Below are 15182 nucleotides of genomic sequence, written 5' to 3'. Positions count from 1 at the left end.
CATGCCACATCAGGTCGCACCCGTCGACACTTCGCGTCGCACTCGTCGCCGCGAGCCGGTCGATGGTCGTGCCCCTCTTCCGGCCGGGAAGGCGTCGACGTGCGCTCGATTTGACCTTCCCGGTCGCGGCGTTTACATTACAGAACGGTAACGGTCGCGCTCGAGGGGGGATCGACCCGCCGCGCACACCTGCTTTTCCCCGGAAGGACCCCGTCACGAACGCCCTGCCACCTGAGCACGCTCACGACGCCTCGGACGCTCCCGCAGAACACCCTGCCGCACCCCGACCGCTGTTGCGACGCGACCTGCGCAACGCCGCGATCACGGATCCGCAGCCGCGCCGCGCGACCGTCGATACGCAGCGGCGCCGCGCAGTGACCGCTCCCGAGGAAGTGACGACTCCCGAGGAAGTGACCGCTCCCGAGGAAGAGGTCACCCCTTCACCGCAGCCCGCCGCGACGGACGCGCCCGCGCCCTCGAACCCTCGAAAGCGTCCAGCGCGTAAGGCACCCCGCGCCCGTGCACCTCGCGCACCTCGTGCACCTCGCGCACGGCGACCGTGGGCCAAAGCCAAGGCACTCGGCGCCACCTTCGCGATCGGCGTCATGGTCACCGGAGCGGCTCTGCCCGCACTCACCCCCACCGGCGATGCGTCCGCCGCTGCGGCCAAGGCCGCCGTATCCGCCGTCGATGTCGCGCAGTCCTACACGTCGGCCGACGACATCCGCGCCGAGATCGCTCCGCGGGGGAACTTCTCCGCGACGACGCCGGAGGAGATCAAGGAGACCCGGTCCCGTGCCGTCGCCGCCGCACTCGCTGCCGGCATGCCGCTCGGGAGCGCGGTCGACATCCCGGTCGCCGACCGCATCGTCATGCCGATGGCAGACGGTACGTACTCGTTCACCGACGGGTTCGGCGCCTCACGCCCGGGCCGATCGCACCTCGGACAGGACTTCGCCGCCGGAGTGGGGACGCCGATCAACGCCGCCATGAAGGGCTGCGTCTCCCGCTCCACCGAGAGCTATCAGGGCTATGGCGTGACGATCCAGATCGAGAGCATCGTCGACGGACAGGCCGTGAGCACGGTGTATTCCCACATGACGTACGGCAGCCGAGCGGTCGAGGTCGGCGACTGCGTGGAGGAAGGCCAGTACATCGGCGACGTGGGATCGACCGGTTACGTGTTCGGCTCCTGCCTGCACTTCGAGGTCCACATCAACACGGTCGCCATCGATCCTCTGCCGTGGATGCGGGAACACGTGAGCTGAGCGGACGCGCGATCCGCCGGGTCGCGCCCCCTGTCTCCCACCACCGTAGGGTGGATGGATGAGCCCGCTGGTGATCCGCGACGCCCGTATCGAAGACGCCGAAGAGGTCGCCGGCGTGCACGTCCGCTCCTGGCAGGTCGCCTATCGCGGCCTCATCGACCAGTCCGTGCTGGACGGCCTCTCGATCGACGAGCGGGCAACGGGGTGGCGACGCATCATCGCGCAACCGCTGCCGACCGGACTCGGACTCCTGGTCGCCGAACGCGAGGGACACGTCGTCGGCTGGGCGTCGATCGGGTCGGGCCGCGACCCCGACGGTCTCGCCGACGGAGAGGTCTACGGCATCTACGCCGATCCCTCGGCCTGGTCGACCGGCGCAGGACACGCGCTGCTGGAGGCCGCCGAGCATCGGATCGCCGCAGCGGGCCACACCCGCGCCTACCTGTGGGTGCTCGACGGCAATGATCGCGCCGATGCCTTCTATGCCCGCCATGGGTGGGAGGAGGACGGGGCGATCAAGATCGAGGAGCGCCCGCAGCTCACCCTGCGCGAGCACCGCCGGGTGAAGACACTGTCCTCCTGACCGGTCGGACCGCCTCAGTCGAGCGCGCTCATCACGTGCTTGATGCGCGTGTAGTCGTCGAACCCGTACTGCGACAGGTCTTTGCCGTATCCCGAGTGCTTGAAACCGCCGTGGGGCATGTCCGACACGAACGGGATGTGCGTGTTGACCCAGACGCATCCGAAGTCGAGATCGCGCGAGAACCGCATCGCCCGCCCGTGATCGGTGGTCCAGACCGAGGCGGCGAGCGCGTACGGCACGTCGTTCGCGAGCGCCAGCGCCTCGTCATCATCGGTGAACGACTGCACCGTCAGCACGGGGCCGAAGATCTCGCCCTGCACCACCTCGTCGTCCTGGTGCACGCCCGTGACGATCGTGGCCTCCCAGAAGTAACCGCGATCGCCCTGCCGCCGTCCCCCGGTCTCGATCTTCGCGTGCGCGGGGAGACGGTCGATGAACCCCTGCACCTGGGCGAGCTGTGCCGCGCTGCTGAGCGGACCGTAGAGCACGCCCTCCTCGGTCGGACCGCCCGTGCGCGCGTGGCTGCGCGCACGGGCCACGAGCGCGGCGACGAGTTCGTCGTGACGGGAGGCGTGCACGAGCACCCGCGTCGCCGCCGTGCAGTCCTGCCCTGCGTTGAAGAAGGCGCCGGTCACGATGCCCTCCACCGCCTTGTGCATGGCGGCATCCGGGAACACGATGGCCGGCGCCTTGCCGCCGAGCTCGAGATGCACTCGCTTGACGTCGTCCGCCGCCGACCGCGCGACCGCCATCCCCGCCCGCACCGACCCGGTGATCGCGACCATCTGCGGGGTGGGGTGCTCCACCAGCGCGACCCCGGTGTCGCGGTCGCCCAGCACCACGTTCATGGCGCCTGCCGGCGTATGCCGTGCGACGATCTCGGCCAGCAGGAGCGTCGTCAGCGGCGTGGACTCGGCCGGCTTCAGCACGACGGTGTTCCCGGCGGCGAGCGCGGGCGCGATCTTCCACACCGCCATGTTCAACGGGTAGTTCCACGGGGTCACCTGGCCGATCACGCCGATGGGTTCTCGGCGCACGAACGACGTGTGCCCGGCGAGGTACTCCGCGGCGGCGCGCCCCTCGAGGCTGCGGGTGGCACCGGCGAAGAACCGCAGCTGATCTACTGACTGCATGACCTCGTCGGCGACCAGGGTCGCGCGCGGCTTCCCCGTGTCCTGCGACTCCAGGTCGGCGAACTCCTCGGCCCTGGCCTCCATCTCCTCGGCGATGCGGAACAGCGCGAGCTGCCGATCGGCCGGAGTCGTGTCGCGCCAGATGGGGAAAGCGACGGATGCCGCGGCGTACGCGGCATCCACGTCGCCGCGATCCGAGATCGGGAGCTCACCGTACGCCTCTTCCGTGACCGGATCGAGCAGGGGCATCCGCTGCACACCGCTGGCGGGGACGAATCGCCCGCCGATGAAGTTCTGCAACGGCGCCGAGGTCTTCAGAAGAGTGCGAGACATGGGGACATGGTAGCGACGCGAGCGCGAAATCGAAAGATGAAGCCGCACTACACAACGGAATCAGTTGTGCGCAGCGCTCAACACTGACAATATCGTCACATGAGCACGAAAACAGCACAGCCTACCCTGGATGACATCTCGAAGCGCATCGTCGAGCTGCTCCAGGAAGACGGCCGTCGCCCGTACGCCGAGATCGCCCGCGAGGTCGGACTCAGCGAGGCCGCGGCGCGGCAGCGCGTGCAGCGGATGACCGAGGCGGGCATCATCCAAATCGTCGCCGTCACCGATCCGATGCAGCTCGGCTTCCACCGCATGTCGATGATCGGCATCCGCGTCTCGGGCGACCCTCGCGCGATCGCAGAAGAACTCACCGAGATCCCCGAGCTTGCCTACGTGGTCGTCACGCTCGGCACCTTCGACATCCTGGTCGAGGCGGTGTGCGAGGACGACGCGCACCTCATCGACCTCATCGCGACCCGCATCCGCACCATCCCCGGCGTCGCGCACACCGAGAGCCTGCTCTACGCGGGGCTCTACAAAGACCTCTACAACTGGGGAACGCGCTGAGGCGCCCCCTTTCCACATCGGAGTGAACATGGGCACCACCGTCTTCGAACGTCAGCCGCCGCCGCAGGGGGTCGTCGACGACTCGCTGCGCGATACGCGCCTCGGCGTCTTCTGGCTCGACGACGTCGAGCGGCCCACGCACCCGGCATTGCAGGGAACCGTCCGCACCGATCTCGCCGTCGTCGGCGGCGGTTACGCGGGGCTGTGGACCGCCGTACGCGCCAAGGAGCGGGACCCGGGACGGCGGGTCGTCCTGCTGGAGGCGTCGCGCATCGCCTGGGCGGCTTCGGGTCGCAACGGCGGCTTCTGCGAGTCGAGCCTGACGCACGGCCACGAGAACGGTGTCAACCGCTGGCCGGAGGAGATCGACCGGCTCGAGGAGTTGGGACACGCCAACCTCGATGGCATCGAGGAGACCATCGCCCGCTACGGCATGGATGCCGAGTTCGAGCGCACCGGACAGCTCGCCGTCGCCGTCGAGCCGCACCAGGTCGAGTGGTACCGCGACGAGGCGGGCTTCCTCGACCGCGAGGCCGTGCAGGCCGAGGTGCACTCCGACACGTTCCTCGCCGGCGACTGGGACCGCGACGGCTGCGCGATGGTGCATCCGGCGAAGCTCGGCCTCGAGCTGGCCCGCGTGGCCGTCGACCTCGGCGTCGAGGTCCACGAGCACAGCATGGTGCGCGCGATCGAAGGCGACGGCTCCGGTCCGATCACCCTGGTCACCCCGAACGGACGGCTCGTGGCCGATGCCGTCGCGCTCGGCACCAACGTGTTCCCCTCGCTCCTCAGGCGCAACCGCCTGATGACCGTGCCCGTGTACGACTACGTGCTGATGACCGAACCGCTATCGACGGAGCAGCTCGCCTCCGTCGGGTGGTCGAACCGCCAGGGCCTGGCCGACAGTGCGAACCAGTTCCACTACTACCGGCTCACCGCCGACGACCGCATCCTGTTCGGCGGCTACGACGCGATCTACCACTTCGGCGGCAAGGTGCGCCCGGCGTACGAGGATCGTATCGAGAGTCACCGCAGGCTCGCCTCGCACTTCTTCACGACGTTCCCGCAGCTGGAGGGTCTTCGGTTCACGCACCGCTGGGCGGGGGCGATCGACTCGTCCAGCAGGTTCTGCGCGTTCTTCGGTACCGCGCGCAGGGGGCGCGTGGCGTACGCGACCGGATTCACCGGTCTCGGCGTGGGCGCGACACGCTTCGCCGCCGACGTCATGCTCGACAGGCTCTCGGGCGAGGAGACGGAGCGGACCGAGCTGCGGATGGTGCGCGAGAAGCCGATCCCGTTCCCGCCGGAGCCCGCCGCCTCGATCGGCGTGAACCTGGTGCGCGCGGCGATGAACCGGGCCGACCACGACGAGGGCAGGCGAAACCTGTTCCTCAAGACGCTCGACGCACTCGGCATGGGGTTCGGCTCGTGAGCGGCCTCGCCGCCGGTGCGGCAGTAGATGCCCGGGTCAGTCGAGCGTCGTCGCCTCGGCGTGCGGCATCCGCGCCCTCATGATCCGGACGGCCTCGGGGTTGTCGTCCACGAGCACGGCATCGCGTCCGAGAGCCGAGGCCACCGCCCCCGCCGTCCCGCTCCCCGCGAAGAGGTCGAGCACCCGGTCACCGGGACGGCTCGACGCCGTCACGATGCGCCGCAGGATCCCCTCGGGCTTCTGCGTCGGGTAGCCCGTCTTCTCCCGTCCCGTCGTCGGCACGATCGTGTGCCACCACACGTCGGTGGGCAGTTTGCCGCGCGCTGCCTTCTCGGCCGTGACGAGCCCAGGGGCCATGTAGGGCTCGCGGTCGACCTCGTCGGAGTTGAAGACATACTCCCGCGGGTTCTTCACGTACACCAGGATCGTGTCGTGCTTGGTGGGCCAGCGGCTGCGCGACTTGGCGCCGTAGTCGTACGCCCAGATCAGCTCGTTGAGGAAGCAGTCCCGCCCGAACACCGCGTCGAGCATGACCTTGGCGTAGTGCGCCTCCCGGTAGTCGAGGTGCAGGTACAGCGTGCCGTCGTCGGCGAGCAGCCGCCACGCCTCCTCGAGCCGCGGCATCAGGAACGCCCCGTAGTCGTCGAAGCGGTCGTCATAGGCGCGCAGCATCCCGCGCACCCGCTCGTACGCGTGGCCATGGAACCCGTGGCGCACCTCGGTCTCGCCCACCGGGGGTGCGGGGTCCGAGACGACCGCGGCAGAGGCGTCGGCGTCGTCACTCCCGGGCTCGGGAGGTTCGTCCTGGGGCGCCGACGCCCGACGCGCGGTCACGACCTGGCGCTCCTGGGTGCGTCCGGTGTTGAACGGCGGGTCGAGGTACACGAGCGTGAAGGATCCGGAGGGCAGCGTCGCCGCGACGGCGAGGTTGTCCCCCTCGATGATCGTGACCGCCCCGCGTGCCGGATGCGGTGTCACGGCACCCGATGCAGCCACGCGTCGGTGGCGAACTTCGACTCCACGAGCGCCTCGGCGTCGGCGTACTCGTCGGCGCTGACCGACCCCGTCTCGGCGTCGGTGAGCGAGCGGAAGGTGTCTTTGAACCGCTCGATGATCTCGGCGCGCTCGAGTCCGGTCTGGCTCCGAAGCGGGTCGACGCGCTTCGCGGCCGACGCCGTGCCCTTGTCGCTGAGCTTCTCGCGTCCGATGCGCAGCACCTCGGTCATCACCTGACCGTCGATGTCGTAGGAGAGGGTCGCGTGGTGGAGCACACCCCCGTTGGCGAGACGCTTCTGCGCAGCGCCGCCGATCTTGCCGGTGGGGCTCGCGATGTCGTTCAGCGGCTGATAGACCGCGTCGATGCCGAGGGACCGCAGCGCCTGCAGCACCCAGTCGTCGAGGAAGGCATACGAGTCGGCGAAGGTCATGCCCGCGACGAGGGATGCCGGCACGTACAGCGAGTACGTGATGATCTGCCCCGCGGCCATGAGCATCGCCCCACCGCCGGAGATGCGGCGGACGACGTCGAATCCGTGCCGGGCAGCGCCGTCGGGGTCGACCTCGTTGCGATACGACTGGAACGATCCGATCACCACGGCCGACTCGTCCCACTCCCAGATGCGCAGGGTCGGACGGCGACGCCCCTCGCCCACGCGGGCAGTGAGGACCTCGTCGAGGGCGAGGTTCATGCGCGGCGAGACGGCCTTGTCGTGCACGATCTCCCAGTCGAAGTCGCGCCAGCCCGGAGCAGTGACGAGCGCGCGGCGCACGGCCGTCCCCACCGCCTCCGGCGTGAAGCCGAGCAGCTGCGCACCGTCGGGCAGGGCCCCGCGGACGGCGGCGGCGATCGCGGTCGCATCCGATTCGACGGGCAGCCCGTTCACGGCGTCGTTGATATCGTCCAGCGCCGAGTCGGGTTCGAGGAAGAAGTCTCCTGCGAGGCGGAAGCGGGCGATCCTGTCGTCCTCGATCTCGAGGTCGACGACGACGAGCTTTCCCCCTGGGACCTTGTATTCACCGTGCACGCCTCCAGCTTAAGCCGCACGGCCCGTGATCCGGCGGGTCAGCCGCCGAGGACGACGACTCGCTCCCCGGCACGGATGGGCGTCGAATAGCGGTTGCCCGGCGGGGGCAGGGGGCACACGAACTGGTCGGAGAACGCGCACGGCGGCAAATACGCGCGGTTGAAGTCGATCACGGCGGTGCCGTCGTCGCCGGGCTCGTCGACGGGGAGGAACCGGAAGCGGTAGGTCTCGAGCCCGTTGGTGCCGTCGGCGAACACCGCGCTCAGGGCACCCTGCCCGTTGCGGGTCACGGTCAGCGTCTGTGCGGCGCCCGCCAGCTCGAAGCGCAGCCGACCGGCCACGGGCGTCTCCCGCGCGGCGCCGTCGACCGACGTGATCACGATCTGCTCATCCGGTGTCTGCTCGAAGACCGCGGGCAGCCGCCACCGCTCATCCGGTGCGTAGGCGTCGATCGCCGTGAACCACTCCCGCTGGGGTCGCGCAGAGTTCAGCACGCGCAGGGCGACCGCGCCGTGACGGTCGAACACGCGGAGCTCACGACGCCCGATGCGCAGCGTCTCGGACCCCCGCAGCGTCACGGTCGACCCCGCCTGCCCGAGCTCGCTGCCGCGGATGCCCCCGTCACCCGTGAGGGCCCACAACCCCGGGATGCCGTCGACCGCTGCGGCCTCCGTGATGAGCCAGTTCGTCGACTCCAGCGCGGAAGGCCCGTACTCGGATCCCGCGTAGCGCTCGCGGGATGCGTGCCAGTCCTGCCAGTCCTTGACGAAGCTCATCGGAGCGGATCCTCCCCTGCGAGGGCGGCGCCCGCAGGCACCTGCTCGCTCATACGCGGATTACTGCCCCGAATCTACGGCGGCGCTCCTCGCATCGATGTCGTCTCGTCACACGCCTTCACCGCACGTAACGCCGCGTCATACCCGCACCGTCGGGGAACCGCGCCGACCGGGAGCGGTCGACCGGAAGAGGTCTCAGCGCGCGGGGATGTGCGCGTCGAGCCACGCGAGCACGTCGGCGCGCACCTCGGCTTGCTGCAGCTCCGCGAAGATCTCGTGCCGCGCGTCGGGGTACACGAGCGTCGTGACGTCGGTGAGTCCGGAGCGGCTGCGGTACTCGTCGGCGAGCTTGTGCACGCTGCGCGGCCCGCCTACCGGGTCGTCGCGCCCGACCAGCAGCAGCATCGGGATGTCGCGCCCGAGGTTCTTCGCCGGGCGCCCGTAGAGCCGGGCGGCCTCGATCGGACCGAAGAGTTTGAGGAGGGGGACGTCGGTGGTCAGCGGGTCGTCGGCGAACGCGGCCCACACCGCGGGGTCACGGCTGAGCCACTCGAGACCCGTGGCCCCCTCCCCGGACCAGCGCGCGTTCAGGGGCGCGGCGTTGAGCGAGCCGGGCATCCGCAGCGCGGAGCCGGAGAGGATGACGGCATCCCAGGCCTCGGGGTGATCGTTGACGAGCATCTGCGCGAGGAACGAGCCCCACGAGTGGCCGAGCAGCACGAGCGGAAGGTCGGGGTTCTCCTCGCGGATGAGGCCGGTGAGCTGCCAGACCGCCTCCTTCGCCGCCCGCAGTCCGCCGACACCCAATCGACCGAGTCGCTCGGGGCCGCCGTGCTGACGGATGCCGGTACGCCCGTGTCCTCGATGATCGTCGGCGTATACGTGGAACCCGGCGCCGGTGAGGGCCCCGATCAGCGCGCCGTACCTGCCGGCGTGCTCGCCGACGCCGTGCAGCAGCTGCACCACGCCGCGCGGCGTCCCTTCGGCGGGATGGACGTCGTAGACGATGTCGACGCCATAGGCGTCGGTGAACTCACGGGTATCCATCACGGTGCGAGCCTACCCACCGCCTGTCGCGGCCGCCTACCGGCCGAGGGCATCCCTGATCGCGAAGGCGATGGCGCGATCGGTCACCTCGTAGCCCCCGACCCCGTCGGAGGCGGAGCCCATGCGCACGCCGCCCTCCTCGACCACCGTGCGCTTGGCGGAGAAGTGGATCGCATCGACGCCGGCCGCCGCGAGCGCGGGGGCGCTCGTCGCGTCGACGCCGCTGCCGGCCATGATCTCGATCTCGCCCTCGGCCGCGGCGACGAGCGCACGCAGGGTGTCGAGGCCGTCGATCGCGGCGGACGCGCCTCCGGAGGTCAGCACCCGCTGGAGGCCGAGCTCGCGAGCGCTCCGCAGCGTCGCGACCGGATCGGCGGTGACGTCGATCGCCCGATGCAGCGTGACCGGTGCCCCTTCGGCCGCGTCGCGCAGACGGGCCATGGCGAACAGGTCGAGTCGCCCGTCCGCATCGAGCGCCCCGATGACGACGCCGGAGGCCCCGAGCGCGATCGCGTGGCGCACATCGCGCTCGGCGACCGCCAGCTCGTCCGCCTCATAGTGGAAGCCGCCCGCGCGCGGACGCACCAGCACGTGCACCTCCGGCCCGTCGGCTCCGGCCGCCTCGACTGCGAGCTCGAGCGTCGCGGGCGACGGGGTCAGACCACCGAGAGCCAGCGCCGATCCGAGTTCGACGCGGTCGGCGCCGACCTCCGCGGCGATGCGTACTCCGGCGGGGTCCTGCACGGCGATTTCAAGAGCGAGCGTTCGGGTCACTCCTCCATTGTGCCCGTGCCCGTCCCACCGGCCGTCGCGAAAATTAGATAGACTATCTAAGTAATGTCTGCGTCCGATGAATCCCTCCACCGCACCGCCACCGATCTGCGCATGGCGACCTTCCGGCTGGCCAGGCGCCTCCGGTGCGTGCGCGCCGCGGACTCCATGAGCGACGCGCAGCTGGCCGTCCTCGCCGATCTGCGCATGAACGGACGGCGGACGATCTCCACGCTCGCACAGCGCGAGCGCGTCACCGCCCCGTCGATGACCAGCACGATCAACGGACTCGAGGAGCAGGGGTTCGTCGTGCGCACCCCCGACGAAGACGACCGCCGCCGCGTGCAGGTCGACATCACCGAGGCCGGAGCCGAGATCGTCGTCGAGACCATCCGCCGCCGCGACGAACTGCTCGCCGACATGCTCCGCGAGGTCGACTACACCGAGGACGAGCTCGCCACGCTTCGAGAAGCCAGTGCACTGATGCGGCGGGTGGTGGAGCGATGAGCGCGATGTTCCGTTCCTTCGCGAACGTCAACTACCGCATCTGGTTCGCCGGCGCCCTGGTCTCCAACGTCGGCGGCTGGATGCAGGCGACCGCCCAGGACTGGGTCGTGCTCACCGAGCTGACCGACAACGACGCCACGGCGATGGGCATCACCATGGCGCTGCAGTTCGGGCCTCCGCTCGTGCTCGTGAGCCTGACCGGGTGGGTGGCGGATCGTTTCGACCGACGGCACATCCTGCTCGCGACCCAGACGGCGCTGCTGGCGCTCGCGATCGCGGTCGGCGTGCTGCTGCTGGGCGGCGTCATGACCTTGCCGATGATGTTCGGCTTCGCCCTCGGGTTCGGCATCGTGAACGCGTTCGACGCTCCGGCGCGGCAGGCGTTCGTCTCCGACATGGTCTCGAAGGGCGACACCTCGAACGCGGTCGCCCTCAACTCGGCGTCGTTCAACCTGGCGCGCATGATCGGGCCGGCGGTCGGAGGGCTGCTGATCGTCGCGATCGGCTCCGGATGGGTGTTCATCGTGAACGCCGCGACCTTCCTCGCGATGATCCTCGCGGTGTCGATGCTGCGCACCGGCCTGCTCGCCCCGCGTCTGAAGAGCCGCAGTCGTGGCGGACTGGCCGCCGGATTCCGCTACGTGTGGGGACGCAGCGACCTGCGGGTCGTGTTCGTCACGGTGTTCCTGATCGGGGCGTTCGGCATGAACTTCCCGATCTTCGCCTCGACCATGGCGCTCGAGTTCGGAGCCGGCGCCGACGGCTACGGGGTGCTCAGCTCGGTGCTCGCGATCGGCTCGCTCATCGGCGCCCTGCTCGCGGCTCGGCGGGATCGGGCACGCGTGCGCGTCGTGATCCTCGCCGCCGGCGGTTTCGGCATCGCGGCCTTCGTATCGTCGGCGATGCCCACCTACGCCTCGTACGCGGTCACACTCACGTTCACCGGATTCATGATCGTGACGCTGCTCACCACCGCGAACGGCTACGTGCAGATCACGACCGACCCCGCGCTGCGCGGCCGTGTCCTCGCGCTCTATATGGCGGTGATCATGGGCTCGACCCCGGTCGGCGCTCCCATCGCCGGGTGGGTCGCCGACACGTTCGGACCGCGCGCGGCGATCATGCTCGGGGGCACGGCCGGCTTCGTGGCGTGCGCGATCGGGGTGATCTGGGTCGCGACGTCCGGTCGCCTCCGGCGCGCGGAGAACCGCCGATTCCTGCTCACCCTCGACGAGACCCGACCGCTGAGCGTCGTCGAGCCGGTCGATCCGATCGAGTTCAGCGACGAGGCGGCGGTGACCACGCCGATCCGCCGTCCGCGGGAAGGCGATCTCGAGGGCTGACTCCCGCCGCACGGTTTGTCAACGCCCTCCACGACACGGGGGTCGCGTACATATGGTCGCAGCATGGACGAGAACACAGAACGCACACCCCACCCGCAGGACCCGGCCGAAGGCGCCCCCGGTGCCGGTGTGCCGGATGAGGACTCCGGCCAGGGCGACGGCACGGGAGGCGCGATCCAGGGCGACAGCTCCCGCGGCGAGTCGACCGGCGGGGCGATCCAGGGCGATGCCGGTCAGGGCCACCGCTCGGCGCTCGGCGGCGACGAAGGCACCGAGGATCAGCTCGATGCCGACAATCAGGCCGAGGAAGACACCCTGAGGACGCTCGACCCCGACTCTCCCCCGGCCTGACCCGCCGCGTCACCGTCCCGGGTGCCGGCACCCGTCGGACGGATGCCCGACCACGCGGTGCCACCCGTCGGACGGATGCACGGATGCGCACGTGCCACCCGTCGGACGGATGCACGGCGCGCACGTGCCACTTGTCGGACGGATGCACGGATGCAGGACGACACGCCGCGTCCTGGCCCCGCATCCGTCCGTCCTCCCGACATCCGTGCGCCACGCGCGCGGTGGCCTCCCGACATCCGTGCGCCATCCGGACGGAATCGGGGCCGGGTCACGCCGCGAGATCGGACGAGACCAGCCCGATCGCGAGCATCGCCACGAGCACGAAGGGTGTGACGGTCGCGGCCGTCCAGGCCAGTCGGGTCCAGCGCGGCGCGGGCTCAGCGTCGAGCGGCACGAAGATCGTGCACACGAGCAGGGCCGACCACGCGAGGCCCGCCACCACCACGACGGCGGTGTAGCCCCGCTCGACGCCGTCGAACGCATCCGACCATCGGCTCAGCAGCAGCGGGGCGGAGGCCGCGATCGTCCACCCCCACGCGTTCAGGAACACCAGCCAGGTGACGGGCGGCGGCAGCGCCGTGGCCTTGCGCCAGCGGAGCACGGCGCGCGGAAGCGACCCGAGGACCATCGCGAGCACCGTCACGGGGATCAGCGCGAGCATGCCCGGCGACCGAGGCATGAGCAGTCCGGCCAGCACGGCCAGCACCACCGGCAGGATCACGTTCAGCCCCGACCACCACGACCACGCGGCTCGGTGGATTCCGCGCGCCGCCGTCGCGCGGTGCGCCGCTTCTCTCGTGCTCATGCTCCCCCCGCGATGAGCCTAGCGACCCGGGGTCACACCCCGAGGACGAGCTTGAGCTGCTCCACCGCCCAGTCGAGCTCGGTCGCGCGGATCACGAGGGGTGGCGCGATGCGGATCGTCTGGCCGTGGGTGTCCTTCACCAGCACACCTCGTTCGAGGAGCTTCTCGGCGACCTCGCGCCCCGTGCCCTTCGCCGGGTCGATGTCGACACCGGCCCAGAGCCCCGCGATGCGCACGGCTGTGACCCCGTTGCCGAGCAACGGCGTGAGCGCCTGTTCGAGGTGGGCGCCGAGCGCACGCGCCCGCTCCTGGAACTCGCCGGTCTGCAGCAGTTCCACCACGCGCAGCCCGACGGCGGCGGCCAGCGGGTTGCCCCCGAACGTCGACCCGTGCTCACCGGGACGGATCACACCCAGCACGTCGGCATTCCCCACGACGGCCGACACCGGGAGGATGCCGCCGCCGAGCGCCTTGCCGAGCAGATACAGGTCGGGCACGACGCCCTCGCGGTCGCACGCGAAGGTCTCTCCCACGCGTCCGAGTCCGGCCTGGATCTCGTCCGCGATGAAGAGCACGTTCTTCTCGTCGCAGATCTCGCGGATACGACGCAGGTAGCCCTCCGGCGGGATGACGACGCCCGCCTCGCCCTGGATCGGCTCGACGAGCACGGCGGCCGTGTCGGCGGTGATCGCGGCGGCGATGGCCTCCGCGTCGCCGTAGGGCACCACATGGAAGCCGGGGGTGTACGGGCCGAAGTCGTCGCGCGCGGACTCGTCGTCGCTGAAGCTGACGATCGTGGTCGTGCGACCGTGGAAGTTGCCTGCCGCGACGATGATGCGGGCCCGACCCTCGGCGATGCCCTTGACCCGGTAGCCCCAGGCGCGGGCGACCTTGATCCCGGTCTCGACCGCTTCGGCGCCGGTGTTCATCGGCAGTACGAGCTCCTTGCCCGCGAGTTCGGCGAGGGCCGCGGCGAACGGTTCGAGCCGATCGCTCTGGAACGCGCGGCTCACGAGCGTGACACGGCCGAGCTGCTCGGTGACCGCGTCCACGAGAGCCGGATGCCGGTGCCCGAAGTTCACGGCCGAGTATGCCGCGAGCAGGTCGAGGTAGCGCTTGCCCTCGACATCGGTCACCCAGGCACCCTCCGCCTCGGCGATGGTGACCGGCAGCGGGTGGTAGTTGTGTGCGACGTGCGGCTCGGTGCCCGCCTCGGTCGTCTCGTCGACGGCGGTCACTTCGCGCCTCGCAGTTCGAGCGTGCAGCACTTGATGCCGCCGCCGCCGAGCAGCAGCTCGGACAGGTCGACCGTGATCGGGTTGTAGCCGCGCTCGCGGAGCTGCTTCTCGAATCCGGTCGCACGCGGGGAGATGATCACGTTGTAGCCGTCGCTCGAGGAGTTCAGCCCGAACACCGAGCCGTCCTCGTCCGACACCAGGATCGCGTCGGGGAAACGGCGCTCCAGCTCGGCACGGCTCGCGTCGTCGAACGCGCCGGGGAGGTAGGCGATGTTCGCCCGCTCTGGCCCGCCGTTCTCGACACCCTGCACCGGGTCGAGCACGGCGATCGCGGTGTCGAGGTGGTAGAACCGCGGGTCGGTGAGGTTCAGCGACACGACCTCACGGCCGAAGATCTCTCCGACCTCGCGGTGGCTGTCGCCCGTCGACCGGAATCCGGTGCCTGCCAGGATCACGTCGCCGACGAGCAGGAAGTCGCCCTCGCCCTCGTTGACCTCCTGGGGCATCACGGTGTCGTAGCCGGCGGCGCGGAACCACTCGGCGAAAGCGGGGGCCTCGCCCTGACGCTCGACGAAGCGGAACTCGGGCACGTACGCGCGGCCGTCGATCAGGAAGCCGCCGTTGGCCGTGTAGACCATGTCGGGGTATCCGGCGAGCGGCTCGATGAGCTCGACCTCGTGGCCCAGCTCGACGTACAGGTCGTACAGCTTCTGCCACTGCGCGACGGCGTTGGCGGTGTCGGTGGGCCGCGAGGGCTCCATCCACGGGTTGATGGAGTAGTTGACGGTGAAGTGCTCCGGCTTGCACATCAGGTAATGGCGGCGGTGCGCGGTGCGCACGGGGGCGGCGGAGACGGCGGTTTCCGGCGTCGACATGGATGCTCCTCGAATGGACGGGCGCGGCGGACGCTGTCCAGGGGCCCGGCGGTCCTTCGACCCGCCGCTCGTTCAGAGCCGGCGGCGGGGAAGATGCGACTCGAGCACGCCGGAGTCCATTGTGCCATC

Annotated in this window: 16 protein-coding genes; 7 read left to right on the top strand and 9 right to left on the bottom strand. The window is 70.2% G+C overall.

Annotation, left to right across the window (positions count from 1 at the left end; genetic code table 11):
- Nucleotides 1–410: 410 nt before the first annotated feature.
- Both AB0E56_RS05915 and AB0E56_RS05910 read left to right on the top strand, forming a co-directional pair.
- Nucleotides 411–1268 (top strand): M23 family metallopeptidase, encoded by an 858-nt coding sequence (locus AB0E56_RS05915; RefSeq protein ID WP_359797403.1) that lies wholly within the window; start codon nucleotides 411–413, stop codon nucleotides 1266–1268.
- 58 nt (nucleotides 1269–1326) lie between these two features.
- Entirely contained in the window at nucleotides 1327–1851 is a 525-nt protein-coding gene (locus tag AB0E56_RS05910; RefSeq protein ID WP_359797402.1) for a GNAT family N-acetyltransferase, read from the top strand.
- Between the two features lie 14 nt (nucleotides 1852–1865).
- On the opposite strand, the gene AB0E56_RS05905 is transcribed toward AB0E56_RS05910, so the two are convergent.
- A complete protein-coding gene (locus AB0E56_RS05905; protein ID WP_359797400.1) occupies nucleotides 1866–3317 on the bottom strand; it encodes a gamma-aminobutyraldehyde dehydrogenase in 1452 nt (483 codons plus the stop codon).
- Between the two features lie 99 nt (nucleotides 3318–3416).
- Here AB0E56_RS05905 and AB0E56_RS05900 point away from each other — a divergent pair, with 99 nt between their 5' ends.
- Nucleotides 3417–3884 (top strand): Lrp/AsnC family transcriptional regulator, encoded by a 468-nt coding sequence (locus AB0E56_RS05900; protein ID WP_359797399.1) that lies wholly within the window; start codon nucleotides 3417–3419, stop codon nucleotides 3882–3884.
- A gap of 28 nt (nucleotides 3885–3912) precedes the next feature.
- Nucleotides 3913–5316: an FAD-dependent oxidoreductase gene (locus AB0E56_RS05895; protein ID WP_359797397.1), complete on the top strand. Its 1404-nt coding sequence runs from the start codon at nucleotides 3913–3915 to the stop codon at nucleotides 5314–5316.
- A gap of 36 nt (nucleotides 5317–5352) precedes the next feature.
- Here AB0E56_RS05895 and AB0E56_RS05890 read toward each other — a convergent pair whose 3' ends face one another.
- From AB0E56_RS05890 to AB0E56_RS05870, 5 genes are all read right to left on the bottom strand, one after another.
- A complete protein-coding gene (locus AB0E56_RS05890; RefSeq protein WP_359797396.1) occupies nucleotides 5353–6312 on the bottom strand; it encodes a site-specific DNA-methyltransferase in 960 nt (319 codons plus the stop codon).
- Nucleotides 6291–7340, bottom strand: coding sequence for a biotin/lipoate A/B protein ligase family protein (locus AB0E56_RS05885; protein WP_359797393.1), 1050 nt, complete (start codon nucleotides 7338–7340; stop codon nucleotides 6291–6293). The genes AB0E56_RS05890 and AB0E56_RS05885 overlap by 22 nt, the downstream gene beginning before the upstream one ends.
- A 38-nt stretch (nucleotides 7341–7378) precedes the next feature.
- Nucleotides 7379–8116 carry a DUF1684 domain-containing protein gene (locus tag AB0E56_RS05880; protein WP_359797392.1) on the bottom strand — a complete coding sequence of 246 codons (738 nt, stop codon included), beginning with the start codon at nucleotides 8114–8116 and terminating at the stop codon, nucleotides 7379–7381.
- 195 nt (nucleotides 8117–8311) lie between these two features.
- Nucleotides 8312–9163, bottom strand: a complete 852-nt coding sequence (locus AB0E56_RS05875) for an alpha/beta hydrolase (RefSeq protein ID WP_359798262.1) — start codon at nucleotides 9161–9163, stop codon at nucleotides 8312–8314.
- A 36-nt stretch (nucleotides 9164–9199) separates the two neighbouring features.
- Nucleotides 9200–9937 carry a copper homeostasis protein CutC gene (locus AB0E56_RS05870; protein ID WP_359797389.1) on the bottom strand — a complete coding sequence of 246 codons (738 nt, stop codon included), beginning with the start codon at nucleotides 9935–9937 and terminating at the stop codon, nucleotides 9200–9202.
- A 63-nt stretch (nucleotides 9938–10000) separates the two neighbouring features.
- On the opposite strand from AB0E56_RS05870, the gene AB0E56_RS05865 reads away from it, so the two are divergent.
- The 3 genes from AB0E56_RS05865 (at nucleotide 10001) to AB0E56_RS05855 (ending at nucleotide 12135) form a co-directional block, all read left to right on the top strand.
- The gene (locus tag AB0E56_RS05865; protein ID WP_359797387.1) at nucleotides 10001–10441 is read left to right on the top strand and encodes a MarR family transcriptional regulator; all 441 of its coding nucleotides are present in this window, start codon (nucleotides 10001–10003) and stop codon (nucleotides 10439–10441) included.
- A gap of 5 nt (nucleotides 10442–10446) precedes the next feature.
- Nucleotides 10447–11784, top strand: a complete 1338-nt coding sequence (locus AB0E56_RS05860; RefSeq protein ID WP_359797385.1) for an MFS transporter — start codon at nucleotides 10447–10449, stop codon at nucleotides 11782–11784.
- A gap of 63 nt (nucleotides 11785–11847) precedes the next feature.
- Entirely contained in the window at nucleotides 11848–12135 is a 288-nt protein-coding gene (locus AB0E56_RS05855; protein WP_359797383.1) for a hypothetical protein, read from the top strand.
- A gap of 268 nt (nucleotides 12136–12403) precedes the next feature.
- Here the strand turns inward: AB0E56_RS05855 and AB0E56_RS05850 are convergent, their stop codons facing one another.
- The 3 genes from AB0E56_RS05850 to ddaH are packed head-to-tail and all read right to left on the bottom strand — an operon-like array spanning nucleotide 12404 to nucleotide 15053.
- The gene (locus AB0E56_RS05850) at nucleotides 12404–12940 is read right to left on the bottom strand and encodes a hypothetical protein (protein WP_359797382.1); all 537 of its coding nucleotides are present in this window, start codon (nucleotides 12938–12940) and stop codon (nucleotides 12404–12406) included.
- A 32-nt stretch (nucleotides 12941–12972) separates the two neighbouring features.
- On the bottom strand, nucleotides 12973–14178 hold the full coding sequence (gene rocD, locus AB0E56_RS05845; RefSeq protein ID WP_359797380.1) for an ornithine--oxo-acid transaminase: 1206 nt from the start codon (nucleotides 14176–14178) through the stop codon (nucleotides 12973–12975).
- Nucleotides 14175–15053: a dimethylargininase gene (ddaH, locus tag AB0E56_RS05840; RefSeq protein WP_359797378.1), complete on the bottom strand. Its 879-nt coding sequence runs from the start codon at nucleotides 15051–15053 to the stop codon at nucleotides 14175–14177. The genes rocD and ddaH overlap by 4 nt, the downstream gene beginning before the upstream one ends.
- Between the last annotated feature and the right edge of the window lie 129 nt (nucleotides 15054–15182).

This window comes from Microbacterium sp. NPDC028030 (assembly GCF_040637855.1).
Lineage (GTDB): Bacteria > Actinomycetota > Actinomycetes > Actinomycetales > Microbacteriaceae > Microbacterium.
Note: the sequence above shows the minus strand (reverse complement) of the source record. Positions and strands in the feature narration are given on the sequence as shown.

Excerpts from the sequence above, each read along its gene's own strand:
- AB0E56_RS05865 (WP_359797387.1), top strand. The coding sequence starts at position 10,001 with ATGTCTGCGTCCGATGAATCCCTCCACCGCACCGCCACCGATCTGCGC.
- AB0E56_RS05895 (WP_359797397.1), top strand. The coding sequence starts at position 3,913 with ATGGGCACCACCGTCTTCGAACGTCAGCCGCCGCCGCAGGGGGTCGTC.
- AB0E56_RS05910 (WP_359797402.1), top strand. The coding sequence starts at position 1,327 with ATGAGCCCGCTGGTGATCCGCGACGCCCGTATCGAAGACGCCGAAGAG.
- AB0E56_RS05850 (WP_359797382.1), bottom strand. The coding sequence starts at position 12,940 with ATGAGCACGAGAGAAGCGGCGCACCGCGCGACGGCGGCGCGCGGAATC.
- AB0E56_RS05860 (WP_359797385.1), top strand. The coding sequence starts at position 10,447 with ATGTTCCGTTCCTTCGCGAACGTCAACTACCGCATCTGGTTCGCCGGC.
- AB0E56_RS05880 (WP_359797392.1), bottom strand. The coding sequence starts at position 8,116 with ATGAGCTTCGTCAAGGACTGGCAGGACTGGCACGCATCCCGCGAGCGC.
- AB0E56_RS05875 (WP_359798262.1), bottom strand. The coding sequence starts at position 9,163 with ATGGATACCCGTGAGTTCACCGACGCCTATGGCGTCGACATCGTCTAC.
- AB0E56_RS05905 (WP_359797400.1), bottom strand. The coding sequence starts at position 3,317 with ATGTCTCGCACTCTTCTGAAGACCTCGGCGCCGTTGCAGAACTTCATC.
- AB0E56_RS05900 (WP_359797399.1), top strand. The coding sequence starts at position 3,417 with ATGAGCACGAAAACAGCACAGCCTACCCTGGATGACATCTCGAAGCGC.
- AB0E56_RS05855 (WP_359797383.1), top strand. The coding sequence starts at position 11,848 with ATGGACGAGAACACAGAACGCACACCCCACCCGCAGGACCCGGCCGAA.
- ddaH (WP_359797378.1), bottom strand. The coding sequence starts at position 15,053 with ATGTCGACGCCGGAAACCGCCGTCTCCGCCGCCCCCGTGCGCACCGCG.